Raw genomic sequence first — 14,550 nt, 5'->3', positions numbered from 1 at the left:
CCCACGGTGGTGCGGCCCCGCCGCCTGCCGTCTCGGACATCCCGAGAACCTGCTGCCGGATGTCTCGAGCACCTGCCGTCCCCGATATCCCCGGATAAGGTCACGCGTCGACCTTGAAGGGGTCGTGTTCGGCGAGGAGTTTGTCGAGACGGGCTTGGTCGACGCGGGTGGTGACCGCGCTGAGTTCCTGGCGGTCGCGCACCACCTTGGCCAGCGTGAACGCCGAGGTGATCACGTACAGGATGCCGACGGTGAGGAAGGCCCTGATCCAGCCGGAGACCGGCAGGTAGGCCACGCCGATGGCCACGGCGGACAGGGACAGGCCGAAGGACAGGATCGACTGGATGTAGAAAGCGGCTGTCTGGGTGGGCTGGATCGGTTTGTTCATGGCTCGATGATGGATCGCCATGAAGTCCGACACATGCGGAGAAATACTTAGTTACCCGTGAGTACGGCAGGCGGTTCGTGACGCGCCCGCCGTACCAGCCCGAACCCCACGGGATCAGACGGTCAGCGCGTCGCCGACCACGCCCTTGCCCATCAGCTGGGGGAAGGTTCGCATGATCTTGGCCAGTTCGCGCAGGTCACCGTTCACCAGCGCCTGGGGCCCGTCGCAGAGCGCCTGCTCAGGGTGCGGGTGGACGTCGATGATCACGCCGTCGGCGCCGACCGCGATGGCGGCGCGGGTCAGCGGCAGCACCAGGTCGCGCCGCCCGCCCGAGTGGGACGGGTCGATGATGACCGGCAGGTGCGACAGGCGCTGGGCGACGGGGACGGCCGACACGTCGAGCGTGTTGCGCGTGGCGGTCTCGAAGGTGCGGATGCCGCGCTCGCACAGGACGATGTCGAGGTTGCCGCGCTGGGCGATGTACTCGGCCGCCATCAGCCACTCCTCGATGGTGGCGTTCATGCCGCGCTTGAGCATGACCGGCTTGCCCGCCGCGCCGACCGCCTGCAGCAGCGCGAAGTTCTGCGCGTTGCGGGTGCCGACCTGCAGCATGTCGGCGTAGGAGGCGACCAGGTCCACGTCGTGGGCGTCCACGACCTCGGTCACGATCGGCAGTCCGGTCTCCGCGCGCACGTCGGCCAGGATGCGCAGGCCCGCCTCGCCCAGCCCCTGGAACGCGTACGGCGAGGTGCGCGGCTTGTAGGCGCCGCCGCGCAGCAACGTGGCGCCGGCCGCCTTGGCCATCTGGGCGGCCTCCAGCGTCTGCTGCGGGGTCTCCACCGCGCACGGTCCCGCGATCAGCGTCACAGTGTCGGGACCGATGGGCACCCCTCCGACGTGCACCGTCGAACGGTCGGGGTGGTTCTCCCTGCTCACAAGCTTGTAAGGGGTGGACACCCGCATGACTTCGCGCACCCCGCTCATCCCGCGCAGGTTGACGGCGCTGAGCTGGGCGACGTCGCCCACCAGTCCGACGATCGTGCGCTGCACGCCACGGCTGACGAACGCCTCCACGCCTGCCGCCTGCACGAGGCCGACGACGGCCTCGATGTCGCCCTGCGTCGCCTCGGGGCCCATGACGATGACCATGTTCTCTCCCTTGAAAATGACGAAGGCCCCGGATCCATGCGGACCCGGGGCCTTCGTTCGCCTGTGTGCTAGCGCATCACCAGATGGCGAACGGTCCGATCGGGTCCGTCGCCATACCAAAACAGGAAGGTGATGTGCATAGTGCGCCAATAATAGCGCATGCCCGAGGTGCGGCAACCGGGCACCGGGTCGGTGCTTCGGGCGAGGTGATGGGAGTATGGTCACGAACACCGTCGGCGAGGGAGTGATCGTGGAGGAGTCGCGCCTGCCCCCAGGCCAGTACGTTCCACGCGGCCGACCCGTCATCCACTACGGCAGGGTGCCGCAGTTCAAGCCGGACACCTGGGACTTCCGAGTCTTCGGCGCGACGGCCTCGGGCGAGGAGCACCGCTTCACCTGGGCGGACTTCGGCGGCCTGCCGCGGACGTCGGTCATCGCCGACTTCCACTGTGTGACCAAGTTCTCCCTGATGGGGAACGAGTGGGCGGGGGTGAGCGCGGCGGATCTCATGGCCGTCGCCCCGCCCGCGGGCGGGGTCGGCCACGTGATGATCTGGGCCGAGTACGGCTACAGCGCCAACCTCAGGATGTCCGACTTCGAGGCCACCGGTACTTTGTTCGCCACGGACCTGGACGAGAAGCCCCTCTCGCCCGAGCGCGGTTACCCGCTGCGCATCGTGGTCCCGCACCTGTACGCGTGGAAGAGCGTGAAATGGGTGCGCGCGGTGGAGTACCTGGTGGAGGACAGGCGGGGCTTCTGGGAGGAGCGCGGCTACCACAACGTGGCCGATCCGTGGAAGGAACAGCGCTACTCCTACCAGGAGGAGCCAGGCGAGGGGCCACCTTAGCGTTCTCGCCCGGACACGGGGCGTCATTGGCTACCGTTGCGCGCATGTCGACCACCGCCTGCGTGGTGCTGGCCGCTTTGGCGTTCGCCGCGGGGTGCGTTCTGGCCAGACGGCGTCCCGTGCTACCCGAAGGTGGCTGGAAGGACGAGGCCACCTTCACGACCCTGCACATCGCGGCGATGGCGGCGCCTTCGCTGCGCACGGGGCTGACGAGGGACTCGGCGCGCCGGGCCGTACGGCATCTGCGGGCCCTGCTCGGCACGTCGGCGCTGGCGATCACCTCCAGCGACGCGGTGCTGGCCTGGGACGGCGCCTGCCCCGACGAGGTGCTGACGCACGCGCGCGCCGCGCTGGCCTCGGGCCGTCCGCACGTGTTCGCGGGGGAGCCGCACGGCGCCGTGGTGGTGCCGCTGACCGTCGAGGGCACCGTGATCGGCGCGCTGGCCGCCTACGACGAGGAGTTGAGCGCGGCGCTGGTGCGCACGGTCACCGAGGTGGCCAGATGGGTGTCGGGGCAGCTGGAGCTGGCCGAGCTCGACTCCTCAAGGAGGCGCGCGATGGAGGCCGAGATGCGGGCGCTGCGCGCGCAGATCTCGCCGCACTTCGTCTACAACGCGCTCACCACGATCGCCTCGTTCGTGCGAACAGACCCCGACAGGGCGCGCGAGCTGATCCTCGACTTCGCCGACTTCTCCCGCTACGCGCTGCGCAAGGCCCGCGACTTCACCACCCTGGCCGACGAGCTGACCTGCGTGGACCGCTACCTGCTGCTCGAACGGGCCCGCTTCGGCGACAGGCTGCGCTTCAGCGTGCAGGTCGCGCCCGAGGTGCTGCCGGTGCCCGTGCCGTTCCTGTGTCTGCAGCCGCTGGTGGAGAACGCCATCAAGCACGGCATACGCGGCACCGACGGCAAGGGCGAGGTCAGGGTGGTGGTCCGCGACGCGGGGCCCGAGGCGCACATCACGGTCGAGGACGACGGCATGGGCATGGAGCCCGAGCGGGCCCGCCAGGTGCTCGACGACGACCCGCGCAACCAGGGCAACGGCATCGGGCTGGCCAACGTTGACGTGCGGATGCGCCAGATCTACGGCGAGGCTTACGGCCTGGTGGTGGAGACCGCGGTGGGCGCCGGCACGAAGGTGCGTCTCAGGGTTCCCAAGTCGCGTCATAGCTCTTTGTAGTCAATTATTTACCTTCCGCTGGCGTGTCGCTTGTGACCAGGGCCTCCATAGGGCAGCGTGGTGGCATGCTACGCGTTCTGGCTGTCGACGACGAGGTGCCCGCCCTGGAGGAGCTGGCCTACCTGCTCCGTCAGGACACCAGGGTCGAGCACGTGGCCACCGCCTCCGACGGCGTCTCGGCTCTGCAGGACATGGTCCAGATGATCGGCGCGGGTGAGCGCCTCGACGGCGTCTTCCTCGACATTCGCATGCCGGGCCTCGACGGGCTCGATCTGGCCAGGCTGATCGGCGGATTCCCCAGCCCGCCGCGGCTGGTCTTCGTGACCGCGCACGACGACTGCGCGGTGCAGGCCTTCGATCTGGAGGCGGTCGACTACCTGCTCAAACCGGTGCGCGCCGAACGGCTGGCCGAGTCGGTGCGCAGGCTCAGCGCCGCGGCCACGCCGGTGGCCGAGCACGGCGTGGACGACGTCATCCCCGTGGAGCTGGGCGGGGTCACCAGGTTCGTGCCGCAGCAGGCGGTCTTGTTCGCCGAGGCCAAGGGCGACTACGTCCGCCTGCACACGATCGACGGCAGCTACCTGGTCCGCATGTCCCTGGCCGCGCTGGAGCGGCGATGGTCGAGCGCGGGCTTCATCCGCGTGCACCGCAGCACGCTGGTGTCCGCGCGGCACGTCAGCGAGCTGCGCTTCGAGGGCGGCAGGGTGCTGCTCACGGTCGGCACCGAGACGCTGCCGGTCAGCCGCCGCCACACCAGGCAGGTCAGGGAACAGCTGGTGCGGCAGTTCAAGGCACTCACGTGAAAGGCACTCATGTGAACGGCAGGCGGGTGGTCGTGACCAGGAGGCCCGTCGCCGTGCACAGGACCGATGGGCCGTTAGGGCTCGGCGACGCCGACGGCGTCGCCGAGACGCGCAGGCTCATGGGCAGGCAGGCCAGGATCGCGCTGTCCACGGTCGCGGTGGTGGTGGCCCTGCTCGTGGGGCTGCCGCTGGCGACCGCGCAGGACGACTGGCTGTGGGTGACGCTGGCGCTGCAGCCTGTGTGGGTGGTGCTGGCCGTACTCCAGCTGAGACGGGCGGAACGCGCGGAACGCGAGCCGTGAACGCCGCCGTCGGCGCGTCGGCCGCGGGCATCGCCTTCGTGATCATCCTCGCCGTGCTGGTCGGCACGGTCAGGCCGCGCCGGTACGCCACGGTGGCCGAGTTCTACGTGGCCGCGCGGGTGGTGCGGCCGTGGTGGAACGGGGCGGCGATCAGCTCGGAGTTCACCTCGGCCGCCGTCTGCCTGGGCCTGGCGGGGCTGATCGCCACGCACGGCGCGTCGATGCTGTGGTACCCGGCGGGGGCAGCCGCCGGATACGTCGTGATCCTCGCGCTGGTGGTGGCGCCGCTGCGCCGCTCGGGCACCTACACGCTGCCCGACTTCGCGCAGTGGCGTCTCGGCTCGACCGCCCTCCGGCGCTTCGCCACCTGTCACGTGCTGGTGATCGGCCTGCTCTACCTCGTCGCGCAGCTGCACGCGGCGGGGCTCGTGATCCACCTGCTCACCGGGCTACCGCACGGGGCGGGCTGGCTGATGGTGGCGCTCGTGTCCGTCGTGGTCGCGCTCGCCGGCGGCATGGGCAGCGTGACCAGCGTGCAGGCGGTGCAGTACTGGCTCAAGCTCATCGTCTTCACCGGCGTCGGGGTCGTCCTGTGGTGCGCGTGGCGGTGCGGTGGCGTCACGGGGCCGCCGGAGGTGGCGGGGTTCGCCGTGCCCGCGGCGGCGGAGAGTATCGCCGGAGCGGGCGATACCTCCCTGCCGGGTGTGCTGACCGTGCTGCTGGCCTGCGCGCTGGGCACCATGGGGCTGCCGCACATCATCGTTCGTGTCTACACCAACCCCGACGGGCGCAGCGCGCGCCGCTCGATCGTGGCCACCCAGGTGCTCCTCGGCCTGTTCTTCCTGCTGCTGCCCCTGTACGGGATTCTCGGACGGGTCCACGTGCCCGGCGCGCACGAGGACGAGATCGTGCTGATGCTGCCGGGGAAGATGCTGCCGGGCCTCGCGGGCGACGTGCTGACTGGACTGCTGGCGGCGGGGGCCTTCGCGGCCTTCCTCGCCACCTCCTGCGGGGTGCTCGCGGCCGTCGGCGGCGCCGTGTCGGCCTGCGTGACCCGGCCGAGCGTGGGCGCGTTCAGGGTCGCCGTGGCGATGATCATGGGGGCGGCGCTGACCCTCACCTCGCTCACCACACCCGGCAGCTCCGTGCTGCTGGTGATCCTCGGCTTCAGCCTCTCGGCGGCCACCTTCTGCCCGCTGCTGCTGCTCGGCATCTGGTGGCGGCGGCTCACCGCGCCGGGTGTCGCGGCCGGGTTCGCCGTGGGCGGCGGCCTGACGGTCGTCCTCGTGGCGGGGGATCTGGTGGGCGTGTACCTGGGGGTTGTGTCGCGGTATCCCGCCCCCTTCGCCGTACCGCTCTCCTTCGCGGTTATGATGTTGATTTCGCTGGTCACGCCGGGTCGGGTGCCCTTGGGGGTGGATCGGATGATGGCCGTGATGCACCTCCCCGAGGATCTTGCGGGCCCCTCAGAAGACCGCTCGTCGCTCGGAGATGGCCGCTCGTCGTCCTGACACGCTCCGTATAGCGATGACTACAGACCGTTCAGCGAGCTGTCCGTGAACGGGGTTTCACGCACAAGATCGCAACCGTAGTGTTTCCGCATCGGAGAGCCACTCCGCCGCATCGGGGGGGACGAGCCGCGAGGCTCACACAGGCCTGATGCGCGGATCCTCCGGTGACCTGCTGGTCGCCGAAACGGTGGTCGGGCCCTTTACCGGGGGGTAGGGCCCGCACGCCGACGACGTGAAGGGGCGCTCGCTGTGGCCGCGAGCTGGACCGCGATCCGGCCATACGGGGGCGGCCGGATCGCGCGGGCGGCGCCCCTTTGCGTCCTTCGTCACGGGAAGACCTGGAGCCTGAGGGCGCTACTACCCGCGTGGACGGGGGATCAGCTGTCGCGCAGCTTCTTCAGCAGCTCGATGTCTTCCCTGTTCTTCTCCACCTTGCCGGGTGTCTCGATGCAGATCGGCACGCCGGCCACCGCCGGATGGCGCATCATCTCCGCGAATGGCTGCGCCCCGATGTGCCCCGCGCCGATGTTCTCGTGCCGGTCCTTCTTCGACCCGCACACGTCCTTGGAGTCGTTGGCGTGCACGAGCTTCAGCCGTCCGGGGGCGATCGCGTGCAGGGCGTCGAAGGTCTCGCGCACTCCGCCCTCCGCCGCCAGGTCGTGGCCCGCGGCGAAGGCGTGGCAGGTGTCGAGGCAGACGCCGGCCTTGGGGTGCCAGTCGAGCGCGGCCAGGTAGGGCTCGAGATCCTGGACGGTGGCGCACAGCATCGCGCCCTGGCCCGCCATCGGCTCGAGCAGCAGGTCGGGGCCGTCGTCGGGGATCTCCTCCAGCAGCGGGAGCAGGTGCTCGCGCAGCTGGCGGAACGCCTCGTCGCGGGACTGGCTGACCGCCGAGCCGGTGTGCACGACCACGCCCTTGCTGCCCGTGGCCACCCCGCGCAGCAGCGTGTGGCGGGTGATGGCGGTGGAGCCGGCGAGCGTCTCGGGGTTGGGCGAGCCGAAGTTCACCAGGTAGGGCGTGTGGATGAAGGACACGACGCCCGACTCGGCGAGCTTGGTGTCCTCCTCGGGCTTGCCCGCCGTCAGCGCCCAGCCACGCGGGTTGGTGACGAAGACCTGCACCATCTCGGCGCCGATCTCGGCCATGTACTTCAGGCCGCCCGTCGCCAGGCCGCCGGTGACGGAGACGTGTCCGCCGATGAGAGATGTTGAGGTCATGATGCCGCCAGTGTAGGCGGGTTGACCGGCGGCTCGCGCCGGGTTATGGTCAGATAGTTGTTATAGCCACTGTTGTTACAACCACTACATGAGGGCGGGTCATGGATTTCGCGCTGGACGATTCGGTCGGATTCCTGATCAACCGCACCGCCGTCCACCTGAAGCGGGCGCTCACCAGGGAGTTCCGCGCCAACGGGCAGACGGTGACGGCCGAGCAGTGGGCGCTGCTGAACCGGGTGTGGGAGCAGGAGGGGCTGTCGCAGGTACGGCTGGCCGAGCTCACCTTCAAGGACAAGCCGAACGTCACCCGCATGGTCGAGGTGCTCGAGCGCGACGGGCTGATCGAGCGGCGGCAGGACGAGGGCGACAGGCGCACCTACCGGATCCACGCCACGGAGGAGGGGCTGCGCCTGAGGGACGAGTTGGTGCCGCTGGCGATGGCCGTGCTGGACCGGGCGCTCGCCGGGGTGGCCGAGGACGACATCGAGCGGCTGAAGCGGGTTCTGGAGCAGATGGATCGGAACATGGAGGCGTTGTGAAACGACGGGCGCACGCGGTGTTCGGGGTGGTGGCGCTGGTCCTGATCAGCGCGTTCATGGTGGCCTCGCTCGTGGTCGAGGCGGTGGGCGACGAGAAGGCCGTCGCGGGGGTGAAGGCGGCGATCGCTCTTGGCGCGTGCGCCCTGGTGTTCAGCATGATCGCCACGGGTGGCACCGGAACGTCACTGGCGGGCAAGGACGCCAGAGGGCTCAGGGCGCGGCTGATCGAGGTCAAACGCCGGCGGATGGCGGTCGTCGCAGGCATCGGCCTGCTCGTGCTGGTGCCGTGCGCGGTGACGCTGTGGCGGTTGTCCGCCGAGGGGGCTTTCGGTACGGCGTTCTACGCGATCCAGGCGGTGGAGTTCGCCGGAGGCGCGGTCAACCTGGTCCTGGTCGGACTCAACCTCCGTGACGGCCTGCGCATGACAGGCCGGATCAGGCGGCCTCAGCTCCAGGGGATCTCGGGCGAGCGGTAGAAGGTCACCGAGCGGGCGCTCCAGCGAGGGCCGTGGGCGGCCAGCCTGGCCCGGTAGTCCTCCCACGAGCGCACGGTGGCCGGCGACCAGCCGATCTCGGCGATGCCGGGCAGGCGTGGGTAGGCCATGAACTCCAGCGCGTCGGGAGTGGCCAGCGTCTCGGTCCACAGCGGGGCCTCGACGCCGAGGATGTCCTGCTCGTGGATGCCCTCGACGACGGTGGCCGGGTCCCAGTCGTAGCTGTCGCTGACCTCGACCAGGCCCGCCCAGTCTAGGCCGTACTCGGTCGAATCGGTGTACTTCATGTCGAGGTAGGCCCGGTCGGCGGGCGACATGACGAGCTTCGCACCCCTGGCCACGGCGGCGCGGGCGCGGTCGGGCTCGCGCGGCTGCCAGTGCTGCGCGACCGCGCCCGACGTGATCTCCGCCCAGCCCATGAGCTGCTTGCCGTGGACGTCGACGATCTCCTGGGCGCGGGCGACGAACTTCTCGTAGTCCTCGGGGCTGGTGCTGTGCGCCTCGTCGCCGCCCAGGTTGAGGTACGGCCCCGGCGTCAGCGCCGCCACCTCCCGCACGACGTCGTCGAGGAAGCGGTAGGTGATCTCCTTGTCCACGCACAGCGAGCTGAAGCCCACCTCCGTCCCCTCGTACGGCTCGCGCGCCACCCCGTCGCAGTTCAGCTCGGCGTAGGCGGCGAGGGCGGCGTTGGTGTGGCCGGGCGTGTCGATCTCGGGCACCACGGTGACGAACCGCTCCGCGGCGTAGCGGACGATCTCGCGGTAGTCGTCCTGGCTGTAGGAGTCGTCGCCCGCCAGCTCGGGCCAGCTCCTGATCTCGATGCGCCAGCCCTGGTCGTCGGTCAGGTGCAGGTGCAGCACGTTCACCTTGTAGGCGACGGCCAGGTCGATGTAGCGCTTGACCTGCTCGACGGTGAAGAAGTGGCGCGCCACGTCGAGCATCACCCCGCGGTAGGGGAAGCGCGGCCGGTCCTCGATGCGCACCCCGCCGATCGTCCAGGGGCCCGGCTGCGGCGTGGAGCTCTCGATCGCGGCGGGCAGGAGCTGGCGAAGGGTCTGCACGCCGCGGAAGACGCCCTCGGCGGTGGCCGCCGCCAGCCGTACGCCGGCGGGGGTGACGTCGAGGGTGTAACCCTCGCGGCCGAGCTCCTGCCCGCCCGAGACCTCGAGGGTGATCTCGGCGGGCTCGCGCACGACGGGCAGCGCGTAGCCGGTGGACCGGCGCAGCAGCCTGGCCAGTTGCTCGGCCACCGGCGCGCCCTCCGCCGAGCGCACGCCGATCCTGGCGTCGGCGGCCAGGGTGAAGGCGCCCTCGGTCACCCGCAGCGAGGCGGGCACCGGCACCAGGGCGGGCCCCGCGGGGCCGGCGAGCTCAGGGGCGGAGGGAGCGCACGACGCGGCGAGCGCGGAGGCCGTCATGAGCGCGGCAAGGCGGCGGTTCGGCAACGGACGCTCCCCATTTGTAAGGTTTCTTTACATATATCACAGGCCGCTCAGCCGAGGCGCAGGGCGAGGAAGAAGTCGACCCTGTCCTCCAGCCGCGACAGATCCCTTCCGGTGAGGTCCTGGATGCGCTGGATGCGGTAGCGCAGGGTGTTGACGTGGACGTGGAGCAGCTCCGAGCACCTGGTCCACGACCCCGAGCACTGCAGGAAGGCCTCCAGCGTGCGGACCAGGTCGGCCTTGTGCACCTGATCGTAGGAGCGCAGCGGGTCGAGCAGCCGCACCCTGAAGACGTGTCGCACGTCGTCGGGCACCGAGGCCAGCAGCAGCACGTGGGTGGCCAGCTCCTCGTGGCCGACCACCGCGCCCTGACCCGGCCTGCCCTCGGCCAGGCGGCGGGCGAACCTGGCCTCCTCGACCGCGCCGCGCAGGCCCTCGACGGGGGCCGCGCCGCTGACGCCGACGGTCAGGCGGATGTCGGTGAGCGCGGGCGACAGGTGCTGGACGGCGGCGCGGACGCGGGCGGTCAGATCGGTGTCGTCGGCGGGGACAAGGGCGATCGCCTCCTCGTCGACGACCCCTACGACCGGGTTGGCCGGGCCCTGCAGGAGCTCCTTGACGACGCTGCGCAGTTCGGCGGGGCGCAGCGCGCCCTGAGCGGTGGCGGCGAGCGCCACGTAGCCCGGCGCCCCCGCCAGTCCCGTGACCTCCAGCCTGGGCAGGATGTCGCTCGCCTTGCCCTCGGTGAGCACCAGGCGGACGAGCTCCTGGCCGATCCGCCCCTCGGGGCTGAGCCTGTCGTCGAGCCGTACCCGCTCCACGGCGGCCACGGCCGCGAGCTCGCCGGCCAGCGCGCGCCGCTCCTCCGGCCAGTCGGAGTAGCGCCCCTCGAAGGCGACGAACCAGTCGGCCACCCTCGAGGTGGTCTGCTCGTCCACGGGGAAGACCGAGTAGCCGCCACGCGTGCAGGGCAGCCGCCTGGCCGTCAGGAAGGTGTTGGCCAGGACGGTGGCCGTGTCGGGGTCCAGCGGGCTGGAGCCCGACACCAGGCGGCCCGACGGGGTGAGGACCCAGCAGCGCATGCCGAGGTCGCGCCCGATCATCTCCAGGACGGGATCGAGCCCCGCGCCCGCGACGAGCTGGCGGTGCCGGTCGAGGACGGCGGCCACGTCGGAGGCGCGCGCCGTCGACAGGTGCCGCACGATGTGCTCCGTGACCTCGGCGAACGACAGCGCCTGCGGCACGTGGAAGAGCGGCACCCGGTGCCTGCGGCAGGCCTCGACCAGGTCGGGTGGCAGGTCGCCGCTGCGCGCCTCGCACGCGCCGAGCCCCGACACCCCGGCCCTGGCCAGCGCCCTGACGAAGGTCTCGCTGTCGTCGGGGGAGCGCCGCCAGATCAGCCCGGTCAGGACGAGCTCGCCGCCGGTGAGGTAGCGGCCGGGATCGAGCAGGTCGGTGGTGACGACCCACCGGATCGGCCGGTCGAGCTCGTCGTGCCCGGTGACGACCGACAGCCCCAGTTCGGGCATGCTCGCCAACGCGTTGAGTCGCATGCACTCGGAGGGTAACCGAAGTGTGAACAGGACGCGCATTGGAGCATGACACGAAAAGAACCGGCCAACCCCCCTCCCACTTCGGAGTTCTTGCTGCTGGACCGGGGACATCAGCGCTGTGTGTACTCATGACATGGTGAACCTCAACGCCCTCAGCGCCGAAGAGGCGGAGAAGGAGCTGCTGACCTGCTGCGCCTCCCGCGCCTTCGCCCGCGAGGTGGTGGCGGGCCGGCCGTACGCGGGGCTCGCCGAGCTGACCTCGGCGGCCGAGGCCGCGGTGCGCGCCCTGGCCTGGCCCGACGTCGAGGAGGCGCTCGCCGCCCACCCGAGGATCGGGGAGCGGCCGGCGGGCAGCGCACGCGAGTCGGAATGGAGCAGGCAGGAGCAGTCGGGCGTCGCGGACGGTGACGACCGCGTGCGCACGGAGCTGGCCGAGGGCAACCGCGCCTACGAGCGGCGCTTCGGTCACGTCTACCTGATCTGCGCCACCGGGCTGTCCGGCGAGGAGATGCTCGCCCGCCTGAAGGAGCGCCTCGACAACGACGAGGACACCGAGCGCGCGGTGGTGCGCGACGAACTGGCCAAGATCACCAAGCTGAGGCTGGCGAGGATATGAGCTTCTCGACGCACGTGCTCGACGCGGTCACCGGCAGGCCCGCCGCGGGAGTGGCGGTACGGCTGGAGCACGAGGGACAGGTCGTGGCGCAGGGCCGTACCGACGACGACGGCAGGATCAAGGGCTGGAACCCGGGCGCGGGCGTGCACCGGGTGGTCTTCGACACCGGCGCCTACCTCGCCGACACCTTCTACCCCGAGGTCGTCATCACGTTCACCGTCGCCGACCCGGCCGAGCACTACCACGTTCCCCTGTTGCTCAGCCCGTTCGCCTACTCCACCTACAGAGGGAGCTAGATGTCAGTCATCCTCGGACCCAACCGCTACGGCAAGGCGGAGACGAGACTCGTCCGCGTCGTGCGGGATGGCGGGGTCCACCATCTCAAGGACATCAACGTCAGCAGCTCCCTGTCGGGCGAGATGGAGGCGGTCCACCTCACCGGGAGCAACGCCGCCGTGCTGCCGACCGACACGCAGAAGAACACCGCCTACGCCTTCGCCAGGAAGCACGGCGTCGACCAGATCGAGGACTTCGCGCTCCTGCTGGCCAGGCACTTCGTGGACTCCCAGCCCACGATCCACCACGCGAGAGTGGAGATCGAGGAGTACGGCTGGGAGCGCATCAGCGGCGGGCACTCCTTCGTGCGGAACGGCGCGGAGGTGCGCACCTGCGTGGTCCACTACGACCGCGACGGGCGGACCAGCGTGGTCTCCGGCCTGAAGGACCTGGTCGTGCTCAACTCGACCGACTCGGAGTTCCACGGCTACATCGTCGACGAGTACACGACGCTGCGGCCCACCACCGACCGCATCCTCGCCACGGCCGTGACCGCCCAGTGGCGGCACGCCTCGCCGGAGGCGGACTTCGGCAAGTCCTACGCCGAGGTACGGCGGAGCCTGCTCGACGGCTTCGCCGAGACCTACAGCCTGTCGCTGCAGCAGACGCTCTACGCGATGGGCACCCGGGTGCTGGAGAGCAGGCCGGAGGTGTGCGAGGTTCGCATGCGGATGCCGAACAAGCACCACTTCCTGGTGGACCTGGAGCCGTTCGGCCTGGACAACGACAACGAGGTCTTCTACGCGGCCGACCGGCCCTACGGCCTGATCGAAGGCAGTGTGCTGCGCGAGGACGCGCCCGACGCGGCGTTCGCATGGGAGTGACGGTCAAGTGACGATGGACTTTCTTCGGCCCACCACGTGGGAGGAGGCGCTGGCCGCCAAGGCGGACCAGCCGGAGGCGGTGCCCATCCAGGGCGGCACCGACGTGATGGTCGAGATCAACTTCGACGTGCGCAGGCCCGTCGCGCTGCTCGACCTCAACCAGGTGCGGGAGCTGCATGACGTCGAGCTGGTCGACGGGGTGCAGCGGGTCGGCGCGGGCGTGCCGTACGTGCGGATCATCGAGGAGCTGGGCGGCGCGCTGCCCGGCCTCGCGCAGGCGTCCAGGACGGTCGGCTCCCCGCAGATCCGCAACCGCGGCTCGGTGGGCGGCAACCTCGGCGCGGCCTCGCCCGCGGGCGACAGCCACCCGCCGCTGCTGGCCGGCGACGCGGTGATCGAGGTGGAGTCCCGCGACAGGGGTGTGCGGCTGATCCCGGCGACCGAGTTCTACCTGGGCGTGAAGCGCAGCGCGCTGGAGCCCGACGAACTGATCAGGGCCTTCAGGATGAAGCCGGCCGAGGGACCGCAGTACTTCTCCAAGGTCGGCACGCGCAACGCGATGGTGATCGCGGTGTGCTCGTTCGCGGTCGCGCTGCACCCGGGCGAGCGCAGGGTCGGCACCGGGATCGGTTCGGCCGCCCCGACGCCGCGCAGGGCGCTGGAGGCCGAGGAGTTCCTGGCCGCCGAGCTCGACTGGGACGCCAGGCTCGACCCCGCCGTGCTGAAGCGGTTCGGGGAGCTGTGCGCGGCGGCGGCCTCGCCGATCGACGACGTGCGCGGCACGGCCGACTACCGCAGGCACGCGCTCGCGGTCATGGCCCGCAGGACCCTGACCTGGGCCTGGAACGACTACAGGAAGGCGAGGGCCGCGTGATGCGGGTCAACTTCACCGTCAACGGCAGGACCGAGGCCGTCGACGACGTATGGGAGGGCGAGAGCCTGCTCTACGTGCTGCGCGAGCGCGTGGGCCTGCCCGGCTCCAAGAACGCCTGCGAGCAGGGCGAGTGCGGCTCCTGCACGGTCTACCTGGACGGCACGCCGGTCTGCTCATGTCTGGTGGCGGCCGGTCAGGTCGAGGGACGCGAGGTCCGCACGGTCGAGGGACTGGCCGACGGCGAGCGGCTCGACCCCGTGCAGGAGGCGTTCGTCGAGGCGGGCGCCGTCCAGTGCGGGTTCTGCACGCCGGGGCTGATCGTGCAGGCGCACGACCTCATCCAGCGCAACGACCACCCCTCCGACGTGGAGATCCGTGAGGCGCTGGCGGGCAACCTGTGCCGGTGCACCGGCTACGAGAAGATCCTCGACGCCGTACGGCTGGCAGCCGCCCGCAAGGCGGCCGTGAAGTGAT

The 14,550-nt window shown here is 70.6% G+C and carries 17 protein-coding genes; 12 read left to right on the top strand and 5 right to left on the bottom strand.

Translation table 11 applies throughout. The annotated features are described in order from the left end of the window. Nucleotides 1–100: 100 nt before the first annotated feature. Together H4W81_RS21405 and aroF are read right to left on the bottom strand one after the other, a co-directional pair. Complete coding sequence (locus tag H4W81_RS21405) at nucleotides 101–388, bottom strand: YiaA/YiaB family inner membrane protein (RefSeq protein WP_192776441.1); 288 nt, start codon at nucleotides 386–388, stop codon at nucleotides 101–103. Nucleotides 389–502: 114 nt separating this feature from the next. After that, nucleotides 503–1,537 carry a 3-deoxy-7-phosphoheptulonate synthase gene (gene aroF / locus H4W81_RS21400; RefSeq protein WP_192776440.1) on the bottom strand — a complete coding sequence of 345 codons (1,035 nt, stop codon included), beginning with the start codon at nucleotides 1,535–1,537 and terminating at the stop codon, nucleotides 503–505. Between the two features lie 217 nt (nucleotides 1,538–1,754). On the opposite strand from aroF, the gene H4W81_RS21395 reads away from it, so the two are divergent. The 5 genes from H4W81_RS21395 to H4W81_RS21375 all read left to right on the top strand — a co-directional run bounded on the left by H4W81_RS21395 (nucleotide 1,755) and on the right by H4W81_RS21375 (nucleotide 6,181). Beyond that, nucleotides 1,755–2,384, top strand: coding sequence for a molybdopterin-dependent oxidoreductase (locus tag H4W81_RS21395; RefSeq protein ID WP_192776439.1), 630 nt, complete (start codon nucleotides 1,755–1,757; stop codon nucleotides 2,382–2,384). A gap of 44 nt (nucleotides 2,385–2,428) precedes the next feature. Beyond that, nucleotides 2,429–3,565 carry a sensor histidine kinase gene (locus tag H4W81_RS21390; protein ID WP_192776438.1) on the top strand — a complete coding sequence of 379 codons (1,137 nt, stop codon included), beginning with the start codon at nucleotides 2,429–2,431 and terminating at the stop codon, nucleotides 3,563–3,565. A 65-nt stretch (nucleotides 3,566–3,630) separates the two neighbouring features. Then, entirely contained in the window at nucleotides 3,631–4,368 is a 738-nt protein-coding gene (locus tag H4W81_RS21385) for a LytR/AlgR family response regulator transcription factor (RefSeq protein WP_192776437.1), read from the top strand. Continuing rightward, nucleotides 4,365–4,670, top strand: coding sequence for a hypothetical protein (locus tag H4W81_RS21380; RefSeq protein ID WP_192776436.1), 306 nt, complete (start codon nucleotides 4,365–4,367; stop codon nucleotides 4,668–4,670). Before H4W81_RS21385 ends, H4W81_RS21380 begins: the two co-directional genes overlap by 4 nt. After that, on the top strand, nucleotides 4,667–6,181 hold the full coding sequence (locus H4W81_RS21375; protein WP_192776435.1) for a sodium:solute symporter family transporter: 1,515 nt from the start codon (nucleotides 4,667–4,669) through the stop codon (nucleotides 6,179–6,181). The genes H4W81_RS21380 and H4W81_RS21375 overlap by 4 nt, the downstream gene beginning before the upstream one ends. A gap of 377 nt (nucleotides 6,182–6,558) precedes the next feature. Here H4W81_RS21375 and H4W81_RS21370 read toward each other — a convergent pair whose 3' ends face one another. Continuing rightward, entirely contained in the window at nucleotides 6,559–7,398 is an 840-nt protein-coding gene (locus H4W81_RS21370) for a deoxyribonuclease IV (protein ID WP_192776434.1), read from the bottom strand. Nucleotides 7,399–7,499: 101 nt separating this feature from the next. Here H4W81_RS21370 and H4W81_RS21365 point away from each other — a divergent pair, with 101 nt between their 5' ends. After that, a complete protein-coding gene (locus H4W81_RS21365; protein ID WP_192776433.1) occupies nucleotides 7,500–7,937 on the top strand; it encodes a MarR family winged helix-turn-helix transcriptional regulator in 438 nt (145 codons plus the stop codon). After that, nucleotides 7,934–8,413, top strand: coding sequence for a hypothetical protein (locus H4W81_RS21360; protein ID WP_192776432.1), 480 nt, complete (start codon nucleotides 7,934–7,936; stop codon nucleotides 8,411–8,413). Before H4W81_RS21365 ends, H4W81_RS21360 begins: the two co-directional genes overlap by 4 nt. Here H4W81_RS21360 and H4W81_RS21355 read toward each other — a convergent pair. Both H4W81_RS21355 and H4W81_RS21350 read right to left on the bottom strand, forming a co-directional pair. Further along, on the bottom strand, nucleotides 8,383–9,876 hold the full coding sequence (locus tag H4W81_RS21355) for a beta-N-acetylhexosaminidase (RefSeq protein ID WP_225958725.1): 1,494 nt from the start codon (nucleotides 9,874–9,876) through the stop codon (nucleotides 8,383–8,385). The two genes, H4W81_RS21360 and H4W81_RS21355, sit on opposite strands and share 31 nt — an antisense overlap. A gap of 47 nt (nucleotides 9,877–9,923) precedes the next feature. Further along, on the bottom strand, nucleotides 9,924–11,426 hold the full coding sequence (locus H4W81_RS21350) for a PucR family transcriptional regulator (RefSeq protein WP_192776431.1): 1,503 nt from the start codon (nucleotides 11,424–11,426) through the stop codon (nucleotides 9,924–9,926). A gap of 133 nt (nucleotides 11,427–11,559) precedes the next feature. Here H4W81_RS21350 and uraD point away from each other — a divergent pair, with 133 nt between their 5' ends. The 5 genes from uraD to H4W81_RS21325 are packed head-to-tail and all read left to right on the top strand — an operon-like array spanning nucleotide 11,560 to nucleotide 14,549. Next, nucleotides 11,560–12,042: a 2-oxo-4-hydroxy-4-carboxy-5-ureidoimidazoline decarboxylase gene (gene uraD / locus H4W81_RS21345; RefSeq protein WP_192776430.1), complete on the top strand. Its 483-nt coding sequence runs from the start codon at nucleotides 11,560–11,562 to the stop codon at nucleotides 12,040–12,042. Then, on the top strand, nucleotides 12,039–12,338 hold the full coding sequence (gene uraH / locus H4W81_RS21340) for a hydroxyisourate hydrolase (protein WP_192776429.1): 300 nt from the start codon (nucleotides 12,039–12,041) through the stop codon (nucleotides 12,336–12,338). The genes uraD and uraH overlap by 4 nt, the downstream gene beginning before the upstream one ends. Then, on the top strand, nucleotides 12,339–13,202 hold the full coding sequence (gene pucL, locus H4W81_RS21335; protein ID WP_192776428.1) for a factor-independent urate hydroxylase: 864 nt from the start codon (nucleotides 12,339–12,341) through the stop codon (nucleotides 13,200–13,202). Nucleotides 13,203–13,215: 13 nt separating this feature from the next. After that, a complete protein-coding gene (locus H4W81_RS21330) occupies nucleotides 13,216–14,076 on the top strand; it encodes an FAD binding domain-containing protein (RefSeq protein WP_192776427.1) in 861 nt (286 codons plus the stop codon). Next, nucleotides 14,076–14,549, top strand: a complete 474-nt coding sequence (locus H4W81_RS21325; protein ID WP_192780957.1) for a (2Fe-2S)-binding protein — start codon at nucleotides 14,076–14,078, stop codon at nucleotides 14,547–14,549. Before H4W81_RS21330 ends, H4W81_RS21325 begins: the two co-directional genes overlap by 1 nt. Nucleotide 14,550 lies beyond the last annotated feature (1 nt).

This window comes from Nonomuraea africana (genome assembly GCF_014873535.1).
GTDB classification, from domain to species: domain Bacteria; phylum Actinomycetota; class Actinomycetes; order Streptosporangiales; family Streptosporangiaceae; genus Nonomuraea; species Nonomuraea africana.
Note: the sequence above shows the minus strand (reverse complement) of the source record. Positions and strands in the feature narration are given on the sequence as shown.